General features: G+C 72.0%; 18 protein-coding genes and 2 pseudogenes. 13 read left to right on the forward strand and 7 right to left on the reverse strand.

The annotated features are described in order from the left end of the window. Positions 1–26: 26 nt before the first annotated feature. Positions 27–615 (reverse strand): annotated as a pseudogene (locus ACFQZ6_RS01205) (MFS transporter); the annotation flags it as partial. Positions 616–961: 346 nt separating this feature from the next. Between ACFQZ6_RS01205 and ACFQZ6_RS01210 the strand changes: the two are divergent. From ACFQZ6_RS01210 to ACFQZ6_RS01220, 3 genes are read left to right on the forward strand one after another with little or no spacing between them, the layout of a single operon-like run. Continuing rightward, positions 962–1,612: a hypothetical protein gene (locus ACFQZ6_RS01210; RefSeq protein ID WP_381604450.1), complete on the forward strand. Its 651-nt coding sequence runs from the start codon at positions 962–964 to the stop codon at positions 1,610–1,612. A gap of 8 nt (positions 1,613–1,620) precedes the next feature. Next, positions 1,621–3,174, forward strand: coding sequence for a hypothetical protein (locus tag ACFQZ6_RS01215; protein WP_381604451.1), 1,554 nt, complete (start codon positions 1,621–1,623; stop codon positions 3,172–3,174). Next, positions 3,171–3,926, forward strand: coding sequence for a TIR domain-containing protein (locus ACFQZ6_RS01220; RefSeq protein WP_381604452.1), 756 nt, complete (start codon positions 3,171–3,173; stop codon positions 3,924–3,926). Before ACFQZ6_RS01215 ends, ACFQZ6_RS01220 begins: the two co-directional genes overlap by 4 nt. A 481-nt stretch (positions 3,927–4,407) precedes the next feature. Here the strand turns inward: ACFQZ6_RS01220 and ACFQZ6_RS01225 are convergent, their stop codons facing one another. After that, a complete protein-coding gene (locus tag ACFQZ6_RS01225) occupies positions 4,408–5,337 on the reverse strand; it encodes a macro domain-containing protein (protein ID WP_381604453.1) in 930 nt (309 codons plus the stop codon). Between the two features lie 92 nt (positions 5,338–5,429). Between ACFQZ6_RS01225 and ACFQZ6_RS01230 the strand changes: the two genes are divergently transcribed. Then, positions 5,430–6,812: a macro domain-containing protein gene (locus tag ACFQZ6_RS01230; RefSeq protein ID WP_381604454.1), complete on the forward strand. Its 1,383-nt coding sequence runs from the start codon at positions 5,430–5,432 to the stop codon at positions 6,810–6,812. A 216-nt stretch (positions 6,813–7,028) separates the two neighbouring features. After that, the gene (locus tag ACFQZ6_RS01235; RefSeq protein WP_381604455.1) at positions 7,029–8,375 is read left to right on the forward strand and encodes a cytochrome P450; all 1,347 of its coding nucleotides are present in this window, start codon (positions 7,029–7,031) and stop codon (positions 8,373–8,375) included. A 61-nt stretch (positions 8,376–8,436) separates the two neighbouring features. Here the strand turns inward: ACFQZ6_RS01235 and ACFQZ6_RS01240 are convergent, their stop codons facing one another. After that, on the reverse strand, positions 8,437–9,468 hold the full coding sequence (locus ACFQZ6_RS01240; RefSeq protein ID WP_381604456.1) for a saccharopine dehydrogenase family protein: 1,032 nt from the start codon (positions 9,466–9,468) through the stop codon (positions 8,437–8,439). A gap of 98 nt (positions 9,469–9,566) precedes the next feature. Here ACFQZ6_RS01240 and ACFQZ6_RS01245 point away from each other — a divergent pair, with 98 nt between their 5' ends. The 5 genes from ACFQZ6_RS01245 (at position 9,567) to ACFQZ6_RS01265 (ending at position 12,701) form a co-directional block, all read left to right on the forward strand. Continuing rightward, the gene (locus ACFQZ6_RS01245) at positions 9,567–10,520 is read left to right on the forward strand and encodes a helix-turn-helix domain-containing protein (RefSeq protein WP_381604457.1); all 954 of its coding nucleotides are present in this window, start codon (positions 9,567–9,569) and stop codon (positions 10,518–10,520) included. An 80-nt stretch (positions 10,521–10,600) separates the two neighbouring features. Then, positions 10,601–11,071, forward strand: coding sequence for an SRPBCC family protein (locus tag ACFQZ6_RS01250; RefSeq protein ID WP_381604458.1), 471 nt, complete (start codon positions 10,601–10,603; stop codon positions 11,069–11,071). Continuing rightward, positions 11,068–11,433: an ArsR/SmtB family transcription factor gene (locus tag ACFQZ6_RS01255; protein ID WP_381604459.1), complete on the forward strand. Its 366-nt coding sequence runs from the start codon at positions 11,068–11,070 to the stop codon at positions 11,431–11,433. The genes ACFQZ6_RS01250 and ACFQZ6_RS01255 overlap by 4 nt, the downstream gene beginning before the upstream one ends. Positions 11,434–11,463: 30 nt before the next feature. Continuing rightward, the gene (locus ACFQZ6_RS01260) at positions 11,464–11,904 is read left to right on the forward strand and encodes an SRPBCC family protein (protein ID WP_381604460.1); all 441 of its coding nucleotides are present in this window, start codon (positions 11,464–11,466) and stop codon (positions 11,902–11,904) included. Positions 11,905–12,164: 260 nt separating this feature from the next. Beyond that, entirely contained in the window at positions 12,165–12,701 is a 537-nt protein-coding gene (locus ACFQZ6_RS01265; protein WP_381604461.1) for a DUF4240 domain-containing protein, read from the forward strand. Between the two features lie 126 nt (positions 12,702–12,827). Here the strand turns inward: ACFQZ6_RS01265 and ACFQZ6_RS01270 are convergent, their stop codons facing one another. Then, entirely contained in the window at positions 12,828–13,322 is a 495-nt protein-coding gene (locus ACFQZ6_RS01270; protein WP_381604462.1) for a cupin domain-containing protein, read from the reverse strand. An 81-nt stretch (positions 13,323–13,403) separates the two neighbouring features. On the opposite strand from ACFQZ6_RS01270, the gene ACFQZ6_RS01275 reads away from it, so the two are divergent. Beyond that, positions 13,404–14,255 carry a LysR family transcriptional regulator gene (locus tag ACFQZ6_RS01275; RefSeq protein ID WP_381604463.1) on the forward strand — a complete coding sequence of 284 codons (852 nt, stop codon included), beginning with the start codon at positions 13,404–13,406 and terminating at the stop codon, positions 14,253–14,255. A gap of 30 nt (positions 14,256–14,285) precedes the next feature. On the opposite strand, the gene ACFQZ6_RS01280 is transcribed toward ACFQZ6_RS01275, so the two are convergent. Then, positions 14,286–15,119, reverse strand: coding sequence for a hypothetical protein (locus ACFQZ6_RS01280; RefSeq protein ID WP_381604464.1), 834 nt, complete (start codon positions 15,117–15,119; stop codon positions 14,286–14,288). Between the two features lie 87 nt (positions 15,120–15,206). Further along, positions 15,207–16,019 carry a class II aldolase/adducin family protein gene (locus tag ACFQZ6_RS01285; protein WP_381604465.1) on the reverse strand — a complete coding sequence of 271 codons (813 nt, stop codon included), beginning with the start codon at positions 16,017–16,019 and terminating at the stop codon, positions 15,207–15,209. A gap of 241 nt (positions 16,020–16,260) precedes the next feature. On the opposite strand from ACFQZ6_RS01285, the gene ACFQZ6_RS01290 reads away from it, so the two are divergent. Further along, positions 16,261–16,935, forward strand: a complete 675-nt coding sequence (locus ACFQZ6_RS01290) for a Type 1 glutamine amidotransferase-like domain-containing protein (protein ID WP_381604466.1) — start codon at positions 16,261–16,263, stop codon at positions 16,933–16,935. A 54-nt stretch (positions 16,936–16,989) separates the two neighbouring features. Further along, on the forward strand, positions 16,990–17,490 hold the full coding sequence (locus tag ACFQZ6_RS01295; protein WP_381604467.1) for a molybdenum cofactor biosysynthesis protein: 501 nt from the start codon (positions 16,990–16,992) through the stop codon (positions 17,488–17,490). Between the two features lie 56 nt (positions 17,491–17,546). On the opposite strand, the pseudogene ACFQZ6_RS01300 reads toward ACFQZ6_RS01295, so the two are convergent. After that, positions 17,547–21,854, reverse strand: a pseudogene (locus tag ACFQZ6_RS01300) (GH92 family glycosyl hydrolase). Positions 21,855–21,919 lie beyond the last annotated feature (65 nt).

The raw sequence follows: 21,919 nt of genomic DNA on the forward strand, positions 1-21,919 counted from the left end.
GCAGCCTAGCCTGCCCAGGATGTTCCTCACTGCCCTTCGGAGCAGGTGGCCCAAGCCACTGGCTGGGCGGGTGAGCGGGGACTGCGCGGCCACACCGCCACGATCGTGAGCGCGGCGGTGATGCCGCCGAGCAGCATGACGGCGGACGGAGAGGTCTGGTCCACGATCACGCCGCCGACCAGTGCGCCGAGCGAGATCGTCGCCTGGAAGGAGGCGGTGAACAGCACCGAGGCCGCCTCAGGCGCAGCGGGGGATGCCTTGGCGAACCATGCCTGGGAGGAGACAGGGACTGCTCCGTATGACCAGTACGCCGACGGTGAGAGCGCCCATGACGACGAACGCCGTGCGCCAGCCCGCCAGGTCACCAACGAGGGTGCCGACCGGTACACCGAGCACCGAGCCCAGCGGTACCGTCGAGAAGATCACTGCCGTGGCCCGGCCGACCGACTCCGCCGGCACCAGGCGCTCGGCCAGACCGGCGCCGATCGACCAGAAGCCGCCGATGACGACGCCGACCAGAACGCGGGAGACGAGGACGAGCCAGTAGTCCGGTGCCGCCGCGGCCAGGAAGTTCGCCACGGCCAGCAGAAGCATGAACACGCACAGCATCAACCGAGACCACGGCCAGCCGAGGCCGTGAATTCCATCCTGACGGCCTGTGAGCCTGCGAGGGGTCTGCGAGGGGTCTGCGAGGAGCCTGTCGTTGCGGCATCAGTCCAACAGGCGCCCTGCGTAAGGGCTGGCAGGTCCGCGACATCACCGGAGCGGTGGGGATCGGCCCGGGGGAAGCTCCACCCGCAGCCGCGGCGCCCCGTCCGAAGTCGATCGGAAGTGGCTCGGAAGCGGTGGGAGCTGGTGTCGGAAGCGGGGTCGCTGGTCCGATCGGGCCACGCACACAGCACCCCGGCCCGCCGCGGGCCGACCGGTTCCGTGATCGGCGCCGGAAGCAGTTAGGTGACAGATGAGTACGACACGAGTACCGGGGAGCCCCGCGCGGTCCTACGCCGCTCCGGCTCTCACCCTCGAACCCGGCCGGATACGCAACAACGCGCTGATCATCATCGGTGTGCCGCTCGTCCTGATCGTCGTACTGGCGGTCGCTTACCGGGCGAGCGGCGAGGGCGACGGCTCCTCCGCGGGCTCCGACTACTGGAGCGGCGACTCGCCGTTCGGCGGCGTCCCGGACGGTGCGCCGGGCGACGCCGGTGACATCCCCTCCTGGTCCGACGGCGTCACCGACGAGCCGACGGACTTCTACGGCACCCAGGAGCCCACCGACGAGCCCACCGACCCGGACACGGCGACCGGCGAGGAGTACGCCGACGACCCGAACGCGCAGACCGTGATGGCCTACTTCGCCGCGATCGACGGCGGTGACTACACCACCGCCTGGCAGCTCGGCGGGCAGAACCTCGCCGCCGACTTCGAGTCCTTCAGCGACGGCTTCACTACCACGGCCGCCGTCGCCGTCACCGTCGACGGCGTCGAGGGCGACCTGGTCTTCGCCACCGTCACCTCGCGGGAGTCGGACGGCACGCAGAAGGTGTTCGACGGCTCCTACACGGTTCGGGACGGCGTCATCACCGCCGCGGACGTCACCGAGAGGCAGTGACCGACCCCATGACCGCAGACAACTCCCCGCCGCCGCCCGACGCGACGAGCAACGCCACCCGGCTGCTGTGCGCCGGTACCTATCTCGACCCGCTCTACCGCAAGGCGGTCATCCGGGAACTGCTGACCCACCGCTACCGGGTGGTGGCGCCTTCCTACGGCTACGACGCGGTGCCCGTGCTCGCCCACGCGCTCGCCGCCGCCGGTCTGCGCCGCCAGCAGGTGCTGACGCTGGCGGGCGGCGCCGTCCTCATCCTGACGGGCTCGGTCACCGGGCTGCTGGACTTCCTGGTCGCCTCGCTGCTGTTCGGCTGGCTCGCCTGGGCCACCATGTTCCTGCGCCGCCTGGCGGTGCTGCGGATGCTCACCAGGCACCTCGCCCCGCCGCAGGATCGCCCCGGTTTCGGCGCGGGCTACCCGAGGTCCCGGCACCTCACGTCGGCGATCGTCAGGAAGATCTCCGCCGAGCAGAACTCCGACACGGTCTACTACGGCGGCTACAAGCCTTTCGTCGGCGCGGGACAGCTATGGCGTAGCTGGTCGAACGCGGAGCTGCTGATCGGCGTACCGGAGAAGCCCGCCAACCCCTTCGGGCAGGCGCTGTTCGAGGGCGGCCTGCCGCTGCCCCGGCAGAACGGCTCGGCCGACGACGCGTCCGGGGGCGGGGAGGTGCGGCGGCGGGCGATCGTGCCGTTCACGGCCGCCGACATCACCGACCGGGTGCAGCAGCGGATGCTCAAGGAGCTGAAGGAGACGCCCCGCCCGGCCGACCGCGTCCAGTTGCTGTCCGTGGAACGCCGCCGGTTCACCAAGGCCGAACGGTTCCTCGACACGGGCGAGCCGGAGGACTTCGACGGGCCGGACGAGCACTGGCGGGAGGACTACGACGCCGGGCGCGAGTACCTGTGTGTGCGGATCGGCGCCTGGCAGCAGGAGCTGGTGACCACGGTGTTCGTCGGGTTCGACATCAAGGGCACCACCTTGCACACCGAGTTCTACACGTACGTACTGGCGCCGATCACGCAGAGCTTCCGGCTGGTGGACCGGCTGCCCGAGCGGATCGACGGCGCGCTGATGTGCCGTATCGCCTGGCACGTGGTGCGCAGCGCGCCCGGTGAGCTGCTGGGGCTGGCGTTCAACCCGCTCAAGGAGCGGCTGCCGCGGAAGGTGGGTTCGGACACCGTCAAGGTGGAGGTCGCCCAGCCCACCGACCACAGCGAGTTCGGGCTGGGCCGCTACGCCCACCAGGTGGTCGACTGCGGGGCCCGGGCGAGCGTGCGGGAGCTGGCCACGCCCAACGTGTTCCACCACTTCTTCCAGGAGAGCGACGCCCGCAAGTACACCCAGATCGTCGAGCGCCATCTGCTGCAGATCATCGGTGACTTCCTCCACGACCACGACGTCGACACCCGCGAGCACGAGGCCAACCAGACCAACATCCTCCAGCAGAACTTCGGCGCGAACAGCAACAACAACTTCGGCGGCACGCAGAGCGTCGGCAACCGCGGCAACCAGACCTTCGGCAACAACTCCGGCATCACCCGAGAGAGGCGTCCCGCATGAGCGGCCACGAGTTCCGCGACAACTCCTTCGACCACGTCACCTTCGGGGGTGGCGGCAACACCAACCTCGGCGGGACGCAGAGCGTCGGCAACAGCGGGACCCAGTCCTTCGGCGACCACTCCCCCGTCGTGCCCTCCCCTGCCTCCGGCGACGGGGCGGCCGGGCGCGGGCAGGCGGGCGCCATGGGCCGGGCGGGTCGGGCGGACGCCTCCAGCGTGGCGCGCAGTGTCTTCGTCGTACACGGCCGTGACGAGCAGGCCCGCCGCGAGATGTTCGAGCTGCTGCGCCGACTCGATCTGCGGCCCAAGGAATGGGAGGACCTGGTCGGCGCGACCGGCCAGACGGCCCCGTTCCTCGGCGACGTGGTCGCCGCCGCCCCGGCGCAGGCGCAGGCCGCGCTGGTGCTGCTCACCCCGGACGACATCGTCACGCTCCACCCCGACCTGTACGGCCCGAACGAGCCGTCCTACGAGACCCAGCCCGTCGGGCAGCCCCGGCCGAACGTGCTGATCGAGCTGGGCATGGTGCTGATGGCCTACCCCGAGCGCACGCTGATCGTCGAGATCGGTTCGCTGCGCCCGATCGCGGACATCGCGGGCCGCAACGTGATCCGCTTCGACGGCTCCGAGACCGCGCTGGGCAGGGTGGTGGAGCGGCTGAAGCAGGCCGGGTGCGCGGTCAACGACACCGGCTCCGACTGGCGTCAGACCTGGCCGTTCCGGCACCTGAGCGCCTATCAGCGGCGGCCCTGAGGCCCTTGCCGACCACCGCCGGGCCGTGCGGCGCGGCGGTTCGCGTGCCGTCTGGGGGGACGGCACAACCGCCCCCGGGGCGGGCCGGAGCACGTGCGGGCCCGCCTCGGGGGCGGCGGCGTGCGTGCCCCCCTGGCCGGTGGGGTGGGGGACGGCTGCCGGGTGGCGGCGGGGACGCCTGCCGGGCAGGCCCAGCGGGCGGTCGCGTGCTCCCCTGACCGCCGGAGTGGCAGCGGGCAAGCCCGGCCCCGGCAGCCACGGGGCGGCAGGCACGACTGCCCGGCAAGCCCCGTGGGCGGTCGCGTGCCCCCTGACCGCCGGAGTGGCAGCGGGCAAGCCCGGCCCCGGCAGCCACGGGGCGGCAGGCACGACTGCCCGGCAAGCCCCGTGGGCGGTCGCGTGCCCCCTGACCGCCGGAGTGGCAGCGGGCAAGCCCGGCCCGGCGGGCGGTCCAGCGGGCCACTCCCCCGCGCGGTGCCGCTCACCGCGCAGGCCCGCAGTCCGCCGCCAGCACCCTGAGGAACGCGGCGACCTCGGTCATGTCGACGCGTTCCGCCTCGGCCGGTCGCAGCACGATCCGCAGTTCCCGGCAGATCACCCGTTCCCTCGATCGGGTGATGAAGGACAGCAGGATCAGCCGCAGGAGGCTCTCCTCGTCCAGCCCGTGCAGCCGGGACAGTCCCGACCCGAGCAGTGGCAGCGCGACCCGGTCCAACTGCCCGTACCGGTGGACGGCGTCCCACACCCGGTTCAGGCTCAGCCACAGCTCCTCCGTGCTGGACCGGGCGACGAGGTCGTTGCCGATCCGACTGTAGGCGACCGCGAACACCAGCCGTGGCCGGGTCCCGAGCACCGCGACCGTGCCCACGGGATAGCGGTCCAGCTTGCCGTGCGGCTTGTCCTCGCGGGTCTCGCGGGCGAGCGGCGGCACGGGGCGCAGCGCCGCCCCCAGCTCACCGTCCAGGCGAGCGGTGTCACCGTCGTAGCGGCGGTGCAGCAACTGGCCCTGCACGCTGCCGCCACTGATGACGACGCCGTCGCGCACGTCCGTGTCGAAGGTGTCGCTGAAGCCGACGACCAGGTGCGCCCGCTCCTCGAAGAGGTCGCCGCACCCCACCGACACCGTCATGTTCGGGCGCCTGAAGTCCTGCGCCACGGCCACGGGCCGCCTGCCGCGGGCCACCGCCCAGGCCACGCAGAGCAGGACGGAGCCACCGAGCACCGGCGCGGGATCCAGTGCCTGCGGGAAGAGCTGGCCGACGAACTGCACGACCGCCGACACCCCGCCGAACGCGGCCATGGCGCTGCCCACGAACGCCCGCCGCCCCCGGGCGCCGCCCGACAGCCGCCCCCGCGAACGCCGTATCCGGCTCGGGCCGGGCGCCCGGCCCGGGAAACCCCTGAAAAGCACAACTCCCCCAAATGCCCGCTTGGTACGCTGCCGAGGCTGCTCCCGCGGTCAGGGGACAGGGGGGAGCGCGGAGCGAGTGGAGACCACGTGTCATGACACGTATCCGGGTCTGTGTCCTGGGACGGACCAGAGTGGAGGTCGACGGTGAGCCGGGCCGCCTGACCCCGCTGACCAAGCGATTACTCCTGCGGCTGGTGGCCGCCGAAGGCGATCCGGTGCCGGTCCGGCGGCTCTACGAGGATGTGTGGGGCGCCGCGCACACCGGTCCGGGTCAGGCCGGTCGCGCCCGCAACGAGGTGCAGAAGCGGGTGCTCGAACTGCGCCGCGCGCTGGACCCGGCACGCGACGGCACCGGCCAGCGGGTGCTGCGCACCGAGCAGTTGCTGGCGGCCCCGACCCCCGAGACGGCGTACCGGCTGGTCCTCGGCCGTGACGAACTGGACTGCGCGGAGTTCTCCGAACTCGTCGGCTCGGCCCTGTTCGCGGCGCCAGCGTCGGCGGCGCACCAACTGATGACCGCGCTGGACCTGGTGACCGGCCGCCCGCTGGCCGACCTGAGCGACGAGCCGTTCGCCCAGCCCCTGGTGCGGCGGCTCACGGCGCTGCACGAGACGGCCCGGCGGCACCTGATCACCGCCCACACCGAACTGGGCCGCTACGACCTCGCGGTACCGGTGGCCGAGCGTCTGACGCTGGAGCGGCCGGACGACCCGGAGGTCGCCGGGATGCTCCAGACGCTGCGCGCGCGGCTGCGGGAGCGGCACGGCCAGGAACTGCTGCGCCAGCCGATCACCGGTTCCGGCGGCGACCTGGTCGTGGTCCGCGGTGACCTGTTCGCGCAGGACGACGCCAACCTGGTGGTCGGCTTCACCGACACCTTCGACACCGCCACCGAGCAGGACCTGGTGATCAGCCGGGACAGTGTCCAGGGCCAGTTGGTGGGCCGCCTGTTCAACGGCGAGCGCAAGCTCCTGGACGACCGGCTCCAGGCGGGTCTGCGCTCCGTCACGCCCGCCAGCACCGAGCGGCCCCAGGACAAGCCCCGCGGCCGACGCGTCCGCTACCCTCTGGGCACCACGGTCCCCCTGGTGGTCGACGGGCGCCGGGTGTTCGCCGTCGCCTACTCCCGGCTCGGCAACGACCTGGTGGCCCGTTCCGCGCCGGAGGACCTGCGGGCCAGCCTCGACAGTCTGTGGCGGTCGGTCGCCCGGTACGGCATGTACAAGCCGGTGGCCATGCCGCTGGTCGGCACGGGACTCGCGCGGGTCGTCGAACTCGACCGTACGGAGCTGCTGTTCATGATCATAGAGAGCTTCGCCGCGTACGCCCGCCGGGAACCGACCACCGCCCCCGAACTCCGCGTGGTCATCCGTCCCGAGGATCTCGCGCGGACGGACCTGGCGGCCGTCGGCGGGCTGCTGCGTTCCCTGCCCGGCGTACCCGGAACCGGTGCCGTGACGCGCGGTACCCCTTGACGTCGTCATGCGCCCATCGGACCCGAACCGCCGCTTCCGCTGCCAGCGGCGAAGGGGTTCCGGCGGGCTTCGGGACCACTTCCGGAGCGCTTCCGACACGCTTCCGGCTGTCTTTTGCCGCACACGCGGCCAGGTCGTTTCCCGGGAAGCGGCTGCGCTCCTAGGCTCCCGAATCGCCCCGAAAAGAACAGGTTCCGTGACCGGAAGGCGGCCGTGATGCCCGTGTCCCTCGTCGACCGTGTGGAGGCCGTGCCTCTCCGTCGCGTCCTGGCCGGGCTGGCGCGAGGAGGCCCCCTCGGGCTGGTGGAAGAGGTCGGCGAGCGGGCGCGGGGAGCGGTCGTGCGGCTGGAACTCGGGCCGTTCCGCCCGTTGCTGGTCACGCACCCCGATCACCTGCGGTACGTGCTGCGGGACGGCGTGCGGAACTACGTGCGCGGGGCCGCCCTGTGGGACGCCCTGGGACGGCTGACGGGCAGGGGCATCGCTGGCGAGGGGCCGGGGTGGCTGGCCAGCCGGGACATCCTGTGCCAGGGGATGTCGGGCGGGTACCTGCGCCGGTCCGGGGCGGGCATGGCCGCCTCCATCGACCAGGCGGTGGAGGAACTCGCCAGCCGGGCGGGGCAGCGGCCAGTGGACGCGGTGGCGGGGATGACCCGCCTGGTGCACCGGGTCATCAACCCCGTCTTCTTCGGCTCCCGTATCGGGGTGGAGCAGTGCGACCGGCTGGGCGCGGACGTGGCCACGGCGCTGGACGCGCTGCTGTGGCGCATGGCGATGCCCTTCGTCCCGCACCGCGTGCCGCTGCCCGGGGACCGGGCGTTCCTGCGGGCGACCCGCGCCATCAACCGGACGCTGCTGCCCGTCATCGACGCCGCCCGCCGCGAGGACAGGGGCGGCACGGACCTGATGAGCGGCCTGCTGCGGGGGCGCGGCGCCGACGGCCAGCCGCTGAGCGACGAGCACGTGAGCCAGGACATCGTGGCCTTGTTCGTGGCCGGTTCGGAGTCCAGCGCCCTCACGCTCACCTGGGCCTGGGCGGTGCTGGCCCGGCATCCGGCGGTCATGGCCGAGGTCCGCCGGGAGGCCGACCAGGTGCTGGCGGGCGGGCCGCCACGGCCGGAGCACGCGCGGGAACTGGTCTTCACCCAGCAGGTGATGGCGGAGGTGATGCGGCTGTACTCGATGGCGTGGGCCGTCCCCCGGGTGGCCCGGAAGGACGACCAGGTCGGTGGGGTGCCGGTACCGGCCGGGACCACGCTGGTCCTCTCGCCGTACCTCACCCACCGGCTCGCCGAGTTCTGGCCCGACCCGCTGCGGTTCGATCCCCGCCGGTTCGACAAGCCCGCCGTACGCGCGCGGCACCCGATGGCGTACCTGCCCTTCGGGGACGGCGCCCACCAGTGTGTGGGCCAGGCGTTCTTCGCCCTGGAGTCGGTGCTCGTCCTGGCCACCGTGCTGAGCCGCTACGACGTACGGGTGTACGGCGATCCGCGCCCGCGGCTGGCCGTGGCCCTGCCGCCGTGTGATCGCCTCGGCCTCACCTTGACCCCGCGCGGCCGGTGAACGTCGCCCCTGTGCCTTTTCGGGGAGCCTGGCGGGGCACGGCAGCAGTATCGGGGCACCGCTACGGACGTGTCTCCAGGGTGATGTGCGGCTCCAGCGCGGCGAGGAACTCCGCCGCGTCGAAGGCCGCCCCCGCGGAGGCGACGCCGACGGTTCTGGTGCGGCCGGTGAGGATGCGGTCGACCGCCTCCGCCACGAGCGGTGCCGTGACGGCGTAGATGTCCTGGCCCCGCGCCGTGACGCGTCGCTCGGTGGCGCCGCGGCGTACGACGACGTCGACGAGGAAGGTCTGCGCGGAGCGCCCGTGGTCGTCGGCGGCGACCGGTGCCGGGGTGTCGGGGGCGGACAGGTCCGTGGCCGCTTCGACGCTCATGTAGGTGCGTACCTCGGGGATGGTGAGGTGGCTGGGGAGGGTGACGACGTCGGCCATCGTGAACTCCCCGATGACCGGGCGGGGGCCCAGGGGCGCCGGGAAGGGCCAGGTGAGGGTGGTCAGGTCGTCGCCGTGGTACTGCAGCCGTCCGTTGGTGTAGCGGACGCGTCGGCCGCCGCGCCGCTGGTGGGAGACCTGGCCCGCGGCGCGTGTTCCGGCGGTCGGGTGCCAGTCGCTCAGCCCGTAGGCGATGTGTGCCTCGTCGGCCGCGGTGTCGTCGCCCAGTGCGGCGGTGGCCAGGAGGTCGCCGAGGCCGCCGTAGAAGGCCATCGCGGGTACGACCAGGGTTCCGGCGGCGCGGGCGCGGTCGGCGAAGTGCGTGAAGGTGTCGGCGTTGGCCTCGATCTCGGCCGCCACGTCCACGTACGCGATCCCCGCGCGCAGGGCGGCGTCGATCACGGGCGCCGCGGTCGTGGCGAAGGGACCCGCGCAGTTCACGACCGCGTCGGCGCCGGTGAGCGCGTGGTCGAGCGAGGCCGGGTCGTCGACCGACGCCGGGCGGACGGGGAGCTGGGGGTGGGTCGCCGCCAGTTCCTCCAGCTTGCGGGCGTCGCGGCCGGACAGAACGGGGAGGAACCCACGCTTGACCAGTTCCGTCACGACGAAGCGCCCGGTGTGCCCGTACGCGCCGAACACCGCCACTGTGCGCTTCGGTTCCATGGCCTACTCCCCTGCTCGGTGATCCAGTGCTCTCATCCTGGTGAGGGGGCGGTACGCGGGCCAGTGTCCGGAACGACACGACCCGTACAATTCCGGACGTGAACACTGTCGCGCTGGCCGTCACCGACGGGATGCTGCACTTCGAACTGTCCATCGCCCACGAGGTGTTCGGCTCCGCTCCGGACGGGGTGACGGTCCCCTGGTACGACCTCGTCCTCTGCGGCGCGGAGGCGGTGCGGGTCGGCCGGTTCCGGGTGGAGCCCGACCATGGCCTGGAGCGGCTCGCGCGGGCTGGGACGGTGATCGTCCCGGGGTGGGCGGATGTCGACGCGGAGCCGCCCGCCGACCTCGTCGACGCGGTGCGGGCGGCCCATGAGGCGGGGGCACGGGTGGTCTCCCTGTGCACGGGGGCGTTCGTCCTGGCCGCCGCCGGTCTGCTGGACGGGCGGCGGGCCACGACCCACTGGGCGCACACCCGGGCGCTGGCCGACCGGTACCCGCGGGTGACGGTGGACGGGGACGTCCTGTACGTGGACAACGGCCGTGTGCTCACCTCGGCGGGCAAGGCCGCCGCGATGGATCTGTGCCTGCACCTCGTCCGTCTCGACCATGGTTCGGCGGTCGCCAACGCCGTCGCCCGTCGTCTGGTGGTGCCGCCGCACCGGGACGGCGGGCAGGCGCAGTTCGTCACCACGCCGGTGCCCGCCCCGGCCAGCCATCCGCTCGACGCGCTCTTCCCGTGGGTGCTGCAACGGCTTGACCAGCCGCTGACGGTGGAGGACCTGGCCCGGCAGGCGGGCATGAGCTCACGTCACCTGGGCCGTCACTTCCGGGCGGTGACGGGCACCACGCCGCTGCGGTGGCTGCTGACGCAGCGCATACGCCGGGCCCAGGAGTTGCTGGAGACCAGTGACGCCGGTGTCGACGTCATCGCGGCGGCCACGGGCATGGGCACCGCCACGACCCTGCGCCGCCACTTCAACCGTACGGTCGGCGTGCCGCCGGACACCTACCGCCGCACCTTCAGCGCACGCCCGACCGCCCACCCCTAACGCAACTAAAGGTTGCACATACGAGAGGAGAGACCTAAGGTAATACGCAACCAAAGGTTGCGAGAGAGTGGGTGGGCGGAGTGCCGACGGAGTACGGCAGCATCGAGCGGGAGCTGCACATCGAGGCGGCGCCGGAGGTGGTCTACGAGGTCGTCAGCAGGCCCGAGCACCTGCGGGAGTGGTGGCCGGACGAGGCCGAGCTGGAGCCGGTGCCCGGTGCCAGCGGGCACATCGTCTTCGGCGACAAGACGTCGCCCGAGGCGACCGAGGTACCGGTGACGGTGGTGGAGGCCGACCCGCCCCGGCGGTTCTCCTTCCGCTGGGTGTACGACGAGGGTGAGACGGCGGCGCCGTCCAATTCCCTGTTGGTCACCTTCGACCTCCTGCCCTCCGGCACGGGCACGCTGCTGCGCTTCACCGAGACGGGGTTCCGGGAGAAGGGCTGGGAGGCGGCCGTGCTCGAGGAGCAGTACCGCGACCACGTCACCGGCTGGGACCACTTCCTGCCCCGCCTCCTCGCCTACGCCGCCCGGCTGGCGTCGACGCGATGAGCACCCCCGTCGACGACGACCTCTGGTCGGCGGTGGGCGACCCCACGCGGCGCCGGATGCTCGACCTGCTGCTGACGGGCGGCGCCCGCACCGCGACCACGCTGAGCGAGCAACTGCCGGTCACCCGGCAGGCGGTCGCCAAGCACCTGGGCGTGCTCCAGCGGGCCGGACTGGTGCACGTCACTCCGTCCGGGCGCGAGCGCCGGTACGAGGTGGACGAGGCCCAGCTCGCCCGCGCGACCGCGCAACTGGCGTCGGTGGGGGCGAGCTGGGACGCCCGACTGCGGCGCATCAAGCGGATCGCCGAGGCGATCGAACGCGAGCGCCACGAGCCGCCCCAGGCAAGCGCACAGGACACCTGACCACGCACACTTCGAGAAGGAGATACCGAGATGGTGGACATCCTGCACAGGGTCGGAGTCATAGGCTCCCCCGACGCCGTCTACACCGCCCTGACCACGGTCGACGGACTGGCGGCCTGGTGGACCAAGGACACGGACGGCGACCCGGACGTCGGAGGCGTGCTCCGGTTCCGCTTCGCGCCCGGCGGGTTCGACATGAAGGTCCTTGAGGCACAGCCGGGCGAGCGGGTGGTCTGGGAGGTCGTCGACGGTCCCGAGGAGTGGCTCGGCACGACGGTCCACTTCCTGCTGAAGCAGGAGGACGACTTCACGATCGTGCTCTTCCGACACGAGGGCTGGAAGGAGCCCGGCGAGTTCATGCACCACTGCACCACCAAGTGGGCGACCTTCCTGATGAGCCTGAAGAAGCTCATCGAAACGGGGCAGGGAGAGCCCGCACCGCACGACGTCATGATCAGCAACTGGCATTAGGGAGGGGCCTGGGCGGTGCGCCGCAGGCTGCGCTGCCGCTGCTCGACCACCGGCAGCGCCTGGCATCGCCTCAGAAGCGAGCCGGGTCTAACCGCCGATGGCCCACCGCACTCCTGCTGCACCGCCCAGCCGCAGTGCCGGGACGATCCACCACCACGGCACGGCCCTGCGCGCGGAAGGCACCAGCCACAGCGCCGCCGCGGCCCCTGCGGACCCCGCGACCAGTCCGATGTCAGTCCCAGGTGGCAGGCTCTGGCTCCATGAACAAGCAGCAGTTTTGGGAACTCATTGAGGCAGCCCGCAATCAAGCAACCGACCCCACCGAAGGCGAGGCGGTCGCTCGCGAGGCAACCTCGCTGCTGGCGTCCCGCCCGGTCGAGGAGATCGTCGCCGCTGAACAGGCGCTGTGGGACCTGATGGTTGACTCCTACACCAATCCGCTGTGGGCAGCGGCTTACATCGCCAACGGTGGGTGCTCTGACGACGGCTTCGACTACTTCCGCGGCTGGCTGATCGCCCAGGGCCGTGAGGTCTTCGAGCGTGTAGTCGCGGACCCCGACGCCCTTGCAGCACTGCCCGTTGTTCAAGCCTTGGCAGCCAGAGGCGTCGACCTGGAGGGTGAGGACATGTTGGGCATCGCGTGGAACGCACACATCTCGGCTACCGGTGATGAGCCTCCCGCGAGCCCACCCACCATCCGCTACCCGGAGCTGGATCCCACCTGGAATTTCGATTTCAATGACCACGACGAGATGACTCGCCGACTGCCCCGCCTGGCAGCCCTCTATCTGGAGTGAGGGAAAGCCCACAGTCACCGGACGAGGTCGAACACGGCCCAGATCGCCTGCCAGGCCACGCACCCAATAGGCAATGTTCTGGTTCCCGTTCATGGGCCACCGGCCGGGCCGTCCCTCCCAGCGGCCTCAGGTGGGGTCGGTGGCGGGCTCGGTCGCGTAGTGGCTCATCGTCTTGATGTTGGCCTGTGGTGTCAGGGGCTGGCCGGTGGCGAGTATGTCCTGGAGGTCGCGGAAGTACTGCACGTACAGGTCGGGGGTGAAGGTGCTGAGTAGGCGGGCGGGTTGGTCGGTCGGGTTGGCGAAGGTGTGCGGGGTGCCGGGCGGGACCATCACCAACGTGCCCGGGGTGGCGTCGTAGCTCTCGTCACCGACGGTGAAGCGTACGGTGCCGGAGAGGACGTAGAAGCCCTCGTCGTGCTGGCCGTGGCGGTGCTGCGGTGGTCCCTGGGTGTGCGGGGCGAGGACGGACTCGGCGATCGCGAGGCGGTGGGCGGTGTGGCTGCCGTCCTCCAGAACGCGCATCCGTGTCGTGCCCAGGACGATCGTCTCGCCGCCGTCGGGACCCACCACCGATACGGCGGGGGCGGGCCGCGACTGGCCGGTCTGTGCTTGTTCGGTCATGCGCACCAGTGCACCGCCGACGGCCTGGCCGTGTCCAAGACCCGTTCCGCGGCGCCGATACCCCGTGGGTATCGTTGCAGCGTGGAGCTACGGACCTTGCGCTACTTCGTGGCGGTCGCCGAGGAACTCCACTTCGGCCGGGCCGCCACCCGACTGCACATGAGCCAGCCGCCGTTGAGCCGGGCGATCAGGCGGTTGGAGTCCGAGGTCGGGGCTTCGCTGTTCGTCCGCTCCCCTCTCGGCGTCACGCTCACCCCGGTGGGCGCCGTCCTGCTCGACGAGGCGCGGGCCCTGCTCGGTCATGCCGACCGCGTCCGGGTACGCGTGCGTGCGGCGGCCAGCGCCGCCGTCCTCACCGTCGGCCTCCTGGGCGACGGCACCGACCCCGGAGTGTCCCGGCTGGCCGCCGCCTACCGCCGGAGCCACCCCGGCGTCGACATCCACGTCCGCGACACCGATCTGACCGACCCCACGTGCGGGCTGCGCGCCGGGCTGGTCGACGTCGCCCTGACCCGGGCGCCGTTCGACGAGACCGCCCTGACGGTGCGTGGGCTGCGGACCGATCCGGTCGGGGTGGTGCTGCGCGCCGACGATCCGCTGGCCCGCCACGACCGGCTGCGGCTTGCCGAGCTGAGCGACCGCCGCTGGTTCCAGTTCCCCGAAGGCACCGACCCCCTCTGGCAGTCGTACTGGAACGGCGGCGGGCCGCGCGAGGGGCCGGTGGTCCGCGCCGTCCAGGAATGCCTGCAGGCCGTGCTGTGGAACGGCACGGTCGGCCTCGCCCCGCTCGGCCACGACCTGCCCGCGGAGCTGGCCGTGGTGCCGCTGACCGACATGGCGCCGAGCCGCGTGGTGGCGGTGTGGAACGAAGGGGACACCAACCCCTTGATCCGGTCCTTCGTCGAGATCGCGACGGCCGCGTACCGGCGCTGAGCACCGCGCCTTCGGGGCGTGCGGTGCCCGTCAGCCGAGGGTGCGCAGCACCTCGGTGATGGTGGCCCGGTACGTGTGCAGCGCCGTGAGTCCGGCGGCGTAGCGGTCGCGGTGCCGGGAGATGTCCGCGGCCTGTTTCCGCGCCCGGACGGCGTGCCAGGCTTCGGCCGTGTGGTGGCGGCGCTTGCAGGTGACGTCCGCGGCGGCGGTGGCCCGCTCCCGCGACGTGTGCCGGGTGTTGCCGTCGCTGCCCCGCCGCCAGGCGCGGTCCGTGTACGCGGCGACGGGGTCGGGATAGCGCGTGAAGCCCTGTTCCGCCATGCAGCGGGACCACACCTCCCACGCGGCACGCAGGCGCGGGTCCCGCTTGACGGCCTCGTCGACCTCGATCGACCGTTTGCTTGCGTAGAGCCAGTCCCGTTCGACGTCGATACCGCGCAGCAGCCGCCGGTTCGACTCCGCGCCGCAGTCCGGGAAGTCCGCGTACTCGGCGTTCGTCATCCGGCGGCCCTTCGGCCGCGCGACCGGGGACTGCGCGGGGTCCCAGCCGTAACCCCAGCGGCGGGCGGCGGCGAGGTCCAGGACGCCGTAGTCGGTGCCGACCGCGACGGCGGTGACGGGATCACTGGGGTAGCGGGGGTCGAGCGGGAAGTCCGGGTGGCCGTGCTCCGCCATGCACTGCCGGACCAGCAGCGCCGTCGCCTGCCGCGATCGCTGGTAGTCCCGCGGTGTGTAGGCGTAGCGGTCGGCCGGGAGGGGGCCGAGGTCGGACGCCGTACGAATGATTGCCGGTCGGCCCGTGCCCGAGACACAGAGTGCCGCCAGCACCGCTACGACACCCAGTCGCCATCCCCGTATGGTCATGTGCGGGGATCGTAGCGAACCGCGTGCGGGGGCTGATCATGGGGCCAGCGGCTCCTCCGCGCCCGCAGGTGTCAGGGGGTCAGGGGGTCAGTACAGCGTTGTCCTGACGTCGAACGCCTTGATGACGGCGCGCAGTTCGTCGTCGGACAGGCCCTCGCCGGGGGAACCGGTCTGGGCGTTGAGGGCCTCGTACATCGCGCCGGTCTCGGCGTACTCGATGAGGTCTACGGCCTTGAGAGGGCCGTCGTCGGAGCGGGCCAGCAGGCCGTGCTTGGCCCAGATGACGATACGGGCCTCCCGCAGCCCGGCGACCGAGGCATCCTGGAGCTGCCGGGAGCCGGGGACCATGAAGTCCAGGAAGCCGACGCCCTCGGGGAGCTGGACCACCGTCTCCGGTTCCCAGCGCAGGATCCGCCGGGAGAACCTGGCCGAGTCGGCGGGGCCGTGGTGGCTGAGGGCGACCAGGTACGGCGGCTGGGCGTGCACCACGCAGTGCGGGCCGGTCAGGCCGCGGCGGCCGACGTGGTCGTCGTGGACCGCGAGGTGGGAGTTGAACTCGCTGGTCGGCCGGGCCCACGCCCGGTCGTCGGCGTACCGGAGCAGCGCCGTACCGTCGGTGTCGATGCTCACGGCGGCCACGGCCGCGGTCGGCGCGGCGGCGATGTCGCGGAGCCGCTGGCCCGATCCGGTGACCAGGACCGTCCATCCGGCGAGCGCGGGGGTGGCGGCGGGCAGATCGAACGCCCGCGTGTGCGGGAACGTCTCGCCGAGGTCGGCAGGGGTCGGCAGGGCGACGGAGATGTTCCCGGCCCCCGCCTCGCAGGCGTGCAGGGTGTCGAGGCGGGCACCGGCCCCGCCCATCTCCTTGAGGAGGGCGGGGACGGATGGAGGGACGGGCATGGCGGGGCCTTCCTGGCGGGAGGGACGGTACGGCCTCCTGTCGCCGCACCGCCGCACCGCCGCATTGAATCGTTTCAGTCGCTCACACCCTACTGCTGAGGAGGCGGGGTGGCGTGCGGACGGACGTCCCGATGTTGGGCGACGGCCGGTCCTTGACAGCGGCGGCCCGGCTGGGCCCGTGGCAGCGGCGGCTCGCCCGGGCTCGTTTGCGTGCGCCCGTCAACCCTGCTTGGCTCGCCCGATGAACTTTCTGCTGACGGCGAGCGGCCTGCGCAACGACACCCTGCGGGACGCGCTACGGGACATGCTGGGCAAGCCGTTCGGCGCGGCGAACGTCGTGTACGTTCCCACGGCCTCCGTTGCCGAGCCCGGGGACCACGGGTGGTTCGTCGAGGACATGAACCGGCTGTACGGGCTCGGCTGGCGGGAGTTCGACGTCCTGGGGCTGAACGGCCTGCCCCGGCGACTGGTCCTCGACCGGCTGCTCCACGCCGACGTCATCTACGTCGAGGGCGGCAACCAGTACCACCTCGCGCGCAGCATCACCGGCAACGGGCTGGCGGACGGCTTCCTGGAGGCGCTGCGGGACCGGGTCTACGTGGGGGTCAGCGCCGGGTCCATGATCTTCAGCCGTCACCTCACCGAAGCCTCCGCCGACGTCATCGGCGACACCAAGGACCTGCACGTGCTCGGCGCCACGACCCTCAAGCCGCCGTTCGGCCTCTTCGACTGGTACCTCAAGCCCCACCTGTACTCGCCGTCCTTCCCCGAGCGGGACGACGCCTGGGCGGACCGCATCGCCGCGCGGGCGGACTTCCCGATCTACTTCGTCGACGACGACACGGCCGTTCGGGTCAGGGACGGCGAGGTGGACGTCATCACTGAAGGCCGGTGGCGCTTCCATCCGGTGACCTGATCCGGCGTCGGCGTGGCAGACTCGGGCCACCGACCGGACCGTACGGGGAAACGCATGATCGTCGAGGTGCTGCAACTACTGGTGTCGCCCGCGCACCGGCTCGCTGGGCGGCCCGCGGACGGGCCCGCCGCGGGGCCGGAGGACGAGCGTGTCCAGCGGGTGGAGGTGCGGCGGGGGTTGGGGCTGGTCGGGGACCGGTACTACGGCCGACCCGCGCACCGCAACGCGGCGGTGACCCTCATGTCCGCCGAGAACCTGCCCGTGGACATCGCGCCGTCCGTCGACCTGCGGCACACCCGCCGCAACGTCCTGCTCAAGGGCGTGGACATCGACTCCTACGTGGGGGCGACGGTATCCCTGGACTGCGGGCAGGGGCCGGTGGTGTTCCGGGTCAACCGTCCGGCGCGGCCGTGCGCGTGGATGGACGTCACCGTCGGGCCGGGCGCGCACCGGGCGATGCGGGACGGTGGCGGTGTGCGGTGCACTCCCCTCAGTGACGGGGTCCTCGCCGTCGGGGAGGCCCGCTTCGAGGTCGTCGAGGGTGCGTCGGCGTGAGGGCGGACCGGCGCCGGGCGTAGGGCGCCCGGAAAGCGGGGCGCCCTACGGGGCGTTCAGCGGTCGTGCGGTGGCACCGGGACGCCGTCCTCGGTGACGTACCTGGTGCCGTCGTCGTACTTGGTGATGGTGAAGGCGTCCAGGACCTCGCCCACCTCCTTGTCGGTGGTCGACCTGTCGTCCCACTTCGCGGCGACCACGGCCTCGTAGCGCAGTTGGTGGTCGGTGACCTTGATGCCCTGGAACGTGGAGGTGTGTCCGGCGCGGACCACCTCCGTGGCGCCGTTGCGCCGCCAGACGCTGTCGGACTCGGGGGCGAGTTCGTAGTACTTGGGGCCGGAGACGGTGACGGTGTAGACCGGGCCCGTGGTCACGCCGGGGGTGGCGGTGGCGTTCTCGTTGGCGTAGCCGCGGGAGTAGACGTGGTCGTGGCCCATCAGCACCAGGTCGATGTCGTTGCGCTGGAAGACCGGCAGCCAGGCGTCGCGGACCGGCTTCTCGTCGCGGCCCTCGGCGGCGGAGAACACCGGCTGGTGGAAGACGGCGACGGCCCACTTGTTGGGGTTGTCGGCGAGGATCTCGTCCAGCCAGCGGGCCTGGAGGCCGAGCCACAGCTTCTCGGGGTCGGGGCAGTCCTGGCTGCACGCGGGCAGGTAGGCGGGGGTCATCAGGGAACGGGCGTCGCCCGTGCTGGCGTTGAGGGTGATGAACCGCACCCCCTGGTAGTCGGTGTAGTAGGCGGTCTCCGCCAGGGCCTTCGCCATGTGCTCTTCGTAAGCGGCGCGCTGGCGTTCGGCGGGGGTGTCGGCCGTGGCACCGCCGGTCGCGCGGGGGCCGTTGGCCGGGAACTCGAAGGTGGACCTCCAGGTGCGGAGGAACGTGTCGCCCGCGTACTCGTGGTTGCCGGGCGCGGCGATGACGTTGGTGGTCTGGCGGTAGCCGTCCATGGCGCCGAACCAGTCGCGCCATTCGCCGTCGTTGCCGCCGGAGTTGACGAGGTCACCGGCGTTCACGCTGCCCACGGCGTCCGGGTAGCGCTCGTACGCCTGCCTGACCACGGGGGCCCACTTCGCGGACAGGTCGTTCTGCGCGTCGCCGAAGTACAGGAACGTGAAGTCCTCGCCGGGCCGTTCGGCCGTGGTGAAGGTGTGGGTGGGGCTGAACCAGTCGCCGGTGCCGACCTGGTACTCGTACGCCGTGCCGGGGCGCAGTCCGGTGAGGACGGCGGAGTGGGTGCGGGTCGGGACACCGGCGCTGACCAACTCCTCGTTGCCGCGCGCGGTGACGGTGCGCCAGGTGGTGGTGCCGACGGGGCGTACGCGTGCCTCGCCCGCCGTGACCGGGGCGCCGGTGCGCCAGGTCACCGCCTGGGACTGGTGCGGGGTGCCGGTGGGGGTGAGGACGATCCGCTCGGGGGTCGTGCCGGGGACGTCCAGGTCCCGCTTGGTGGTGAGCGCGACGTCGAAGACGTGCATGACGCCGCGGTCGGTGCCCTGCGGCAGGATCACCGCGGCGACGCGCTTGGCGGGGTCGAGCAGCCGTGGCACCGTACCGAAGACCTTGGTCTGTACGGTGTCGGAGCCGCCCGCGGCGCGGTTGCGTCCGGTGGTGGTGACCAGGGGCTGGTTGCCGAACTGGTAGTTCGTGCCCGGGGTCCAGTCGGTGAACTACACGCCGACGTCCTGGGTGGAGCCGTCGGTGTACTCGACGACCGCGGTCCCGGATGCGGGGCCGTTGGTGGCCAGGCCGAGGAAGGAGACGCCGGTGGCGCGGGCGCCGCCCATGTCGACGCGCTGGCCGTGCGGTATCCAGTTGTCCGGCTCGCCCGGCGCGGTGTCGGGCCAGGTGAAGCGGACGCCGGTGTCACCGAGCGGCAGTTCCGCGCCCGGTGCGGCGCCCGCCTCCGCGAGCCGCTCACGGGACAGGGAGTTGTCGCTCAGGTCGAGCGAGCCCGTGTCGCCCGCGCCGTTGGGGGTGGTGCCGGTGTTGTTGCGGGCGTCGCCGCCGTCCGTGTACGACGGGGGCACGTCGGCGGACCTGGTGCCCCAGGTGCCCGGGGTCGACGCCATCGTGAGCTTGATCCTGCCGCCCTCGCGGGCGAAGTCCTCGGGCAGCCAGGAGCGGGTGACCTGCTTGCCGTTGACCGTCATGGCCGTGATGTAGGGCTTACGCGAAGCGCCCGGCGCCTTGATCTCCACCCTGCGGTGGCTGCCCGCGCTGTCGATCACGACCTCGTCGAACGCGGGGCCGCTGACGAGGAGGTTCGCGGTGCCGTAGACGGCGGGGTAGAGGCCCATGTTGGCCCAGACGTACCAGGCGCTGAGCGAGCCGAGGTCGTCGTTGCCGGGCAGGCCCTTCGGGCCGGTGCCGTACAGCTCGGCGGAGGCGCGGCGCAGCACCTCCGTGGTGCGGTGCGGCTGGCGCAGCCAGTGGTAGGCGTACGGGGCGCTGAAGCTGGGCTGGTTGCTGAGGTAGGCGCCGCGGGTGCCGTAGACACCGGCGTCCAGGGCGGCGAGGTGTTCGTCGAGCGCGGCCGTGGCCGCCTTGACGCCGCCGCGCTTCTCGATCAGCGTGCCCATGTTGTGCGGGACCATCCAGCCGTACTGGTAGCCGGTGGCCTGCTCGAACTGGTCGCCGCGCTCCCCGAGGTCGAAGCCGCGGTCGAAGCCGTTGCGGTCCCGGGGCCGGATGTGCAGGGACTCGGCGTCGAAGACGTTCTGCCAGTTCTGCGCGCGGCCCATGAACCGGTCGTAGGCGGCGCTGTCACCGAGGCGCCGGGCGAGCTGCGCGATGCCGAAGTCGTCGATGGCGTACTCGAGCGTCTTGGAGGTGGCGGAGTCGCCCTTGCGGTTCTCGATGAAGCCGACGCTCGTGTACTGGTAGGCGTGGCGGCGCAGGGTGCCGTCGGCGGGGAGCGTCTGGGTGGCCTTCATCGACGCGAGGGCGGCCCGCCGGTCGTAGTCGGTGCTGCCGAAGGCGTCGACGGAGGCCAGCAGGGACTGCAGGGAGTCGCCGCTCATCTTCTGCTGGGGCTGGTTGAGGTGTGGCCAGTTGGGCCACTTCCCGGTCTGTCCGACCATGTCGACGATGGACTGGTTGATGTCGCTGCCGACCCCCGGGAACAGCAGCGCCACCAACTGCGCCTGGCTGCGGTAGGAGTCCCATCCGGCGTAGGTGACGTAGTGGTGGCGGCCCTTGGCGACCTTGTGCACCGCGCCGTCGTAGCCCTGGTACTCGCCGTTGACGTCGTCGAAGACGTTCGGGTGCAGCAGGGCGTGGTAGAGCGCCGTGTAGAACGTGGTCCGCTCGTCGCGGGTGCCGCCCTTGGTCCGTACGGTGTCCAGGGCCGCCCGCCAGGTCCGCTCGGCGGCGGCGCGTACGGCGCCGAAGTCGCGTCGGCCGACCTCCTGGGCGGCGTTGCGGGCGGCGTTGGCGGTGCTGACGTAGCTCAGGCCGACGGTGGCGGTCACCTTGGCGCCCTGGTCGAAGACGAGGTAGGTACCGGCGCCGTGCCTGGTCTGGCCCGCGCGGGCGGTGGACGCGCCGGGTGTGACGGTGCCGCCCTCCCAGGTGCCGTGGGCGCGGATGGGCTGGTCGAAGGTGGCGGAGAAGTGGGCGCGGTAGCGTCCGCCCTCGTCGCAGACGGACGCGGCCTCGACCCAGCCCTCGACGGTGTCGCCCTTGACGGTGACCTCGCTGCCGAAGACCCGGTTGTTGGACCCGGCGGTGTCGAGGATCAGCGTGGAGGTGCCCTTGTCGGGGAAGTCGTAGCTGCTCACGGCGGTGCGGGTGGTGGCGGTCAGCCGCACATTGACATCGTTGTCGAGGCCGACGGAGTAGTACCCGGGTTCCGCCTTCTCGCGGGCGTGGTCGAAGCCGAGGTAGTAGTCGGTGATGCCGCTGGCCGGGCTGGTGGGCAGGGCACCGTCGGGCAGGTCGCCGGTGTAGGGCAGCACGGGGAAGTCGAAGCCGCTGAAGCGGCCCTCGCAGCCGGTGCCGGACAGCCGGGTCATGCCGAAGCCGCGGATGCGGTCGGCGGTGTACTCGTAGCCGCCCTTCTGGTCACCGTCGCCGAAGCGGTAGGTGGTGGGGCTGGACTGCACCATGCCGAACGGGACGGTGGCGCCGGGCCAGGTGTTGCCGTAGGCGCTGTTGCCCTTGTTCTGGGTGGTGTCGAGCTGGGTGCCGATGAACGGGTCCACGGCGTCGAACGCGCTGATCCGGGAGACCGTCTCGGCCGCCTGCGCGGGGGCCGGGGCGACGGCCAGGGCGCTGAGGGCGAGGGCGAGCGCGGTGACGCGGCGGTGTCTGTACGAGGGGCCGGAGGGGCGGGAGGGTCTGGGCGGGGCGAGTGGTGTCCACATCGGGGATGCGGTGCCTTTCGGGGTCGGGTTGCTGATCTGCCGTCAGAAGTGCTGCTCTTGCGCGC

This window comes from Streptomyces flavalbus, from assembly GCF_042674625.1.
Lineage (GTDB): Bacteria > Actinomycetota > Actinomycetes > Streptomycetales > Streptomycetaceae > Streptomyces > Streptomyces flavalbus.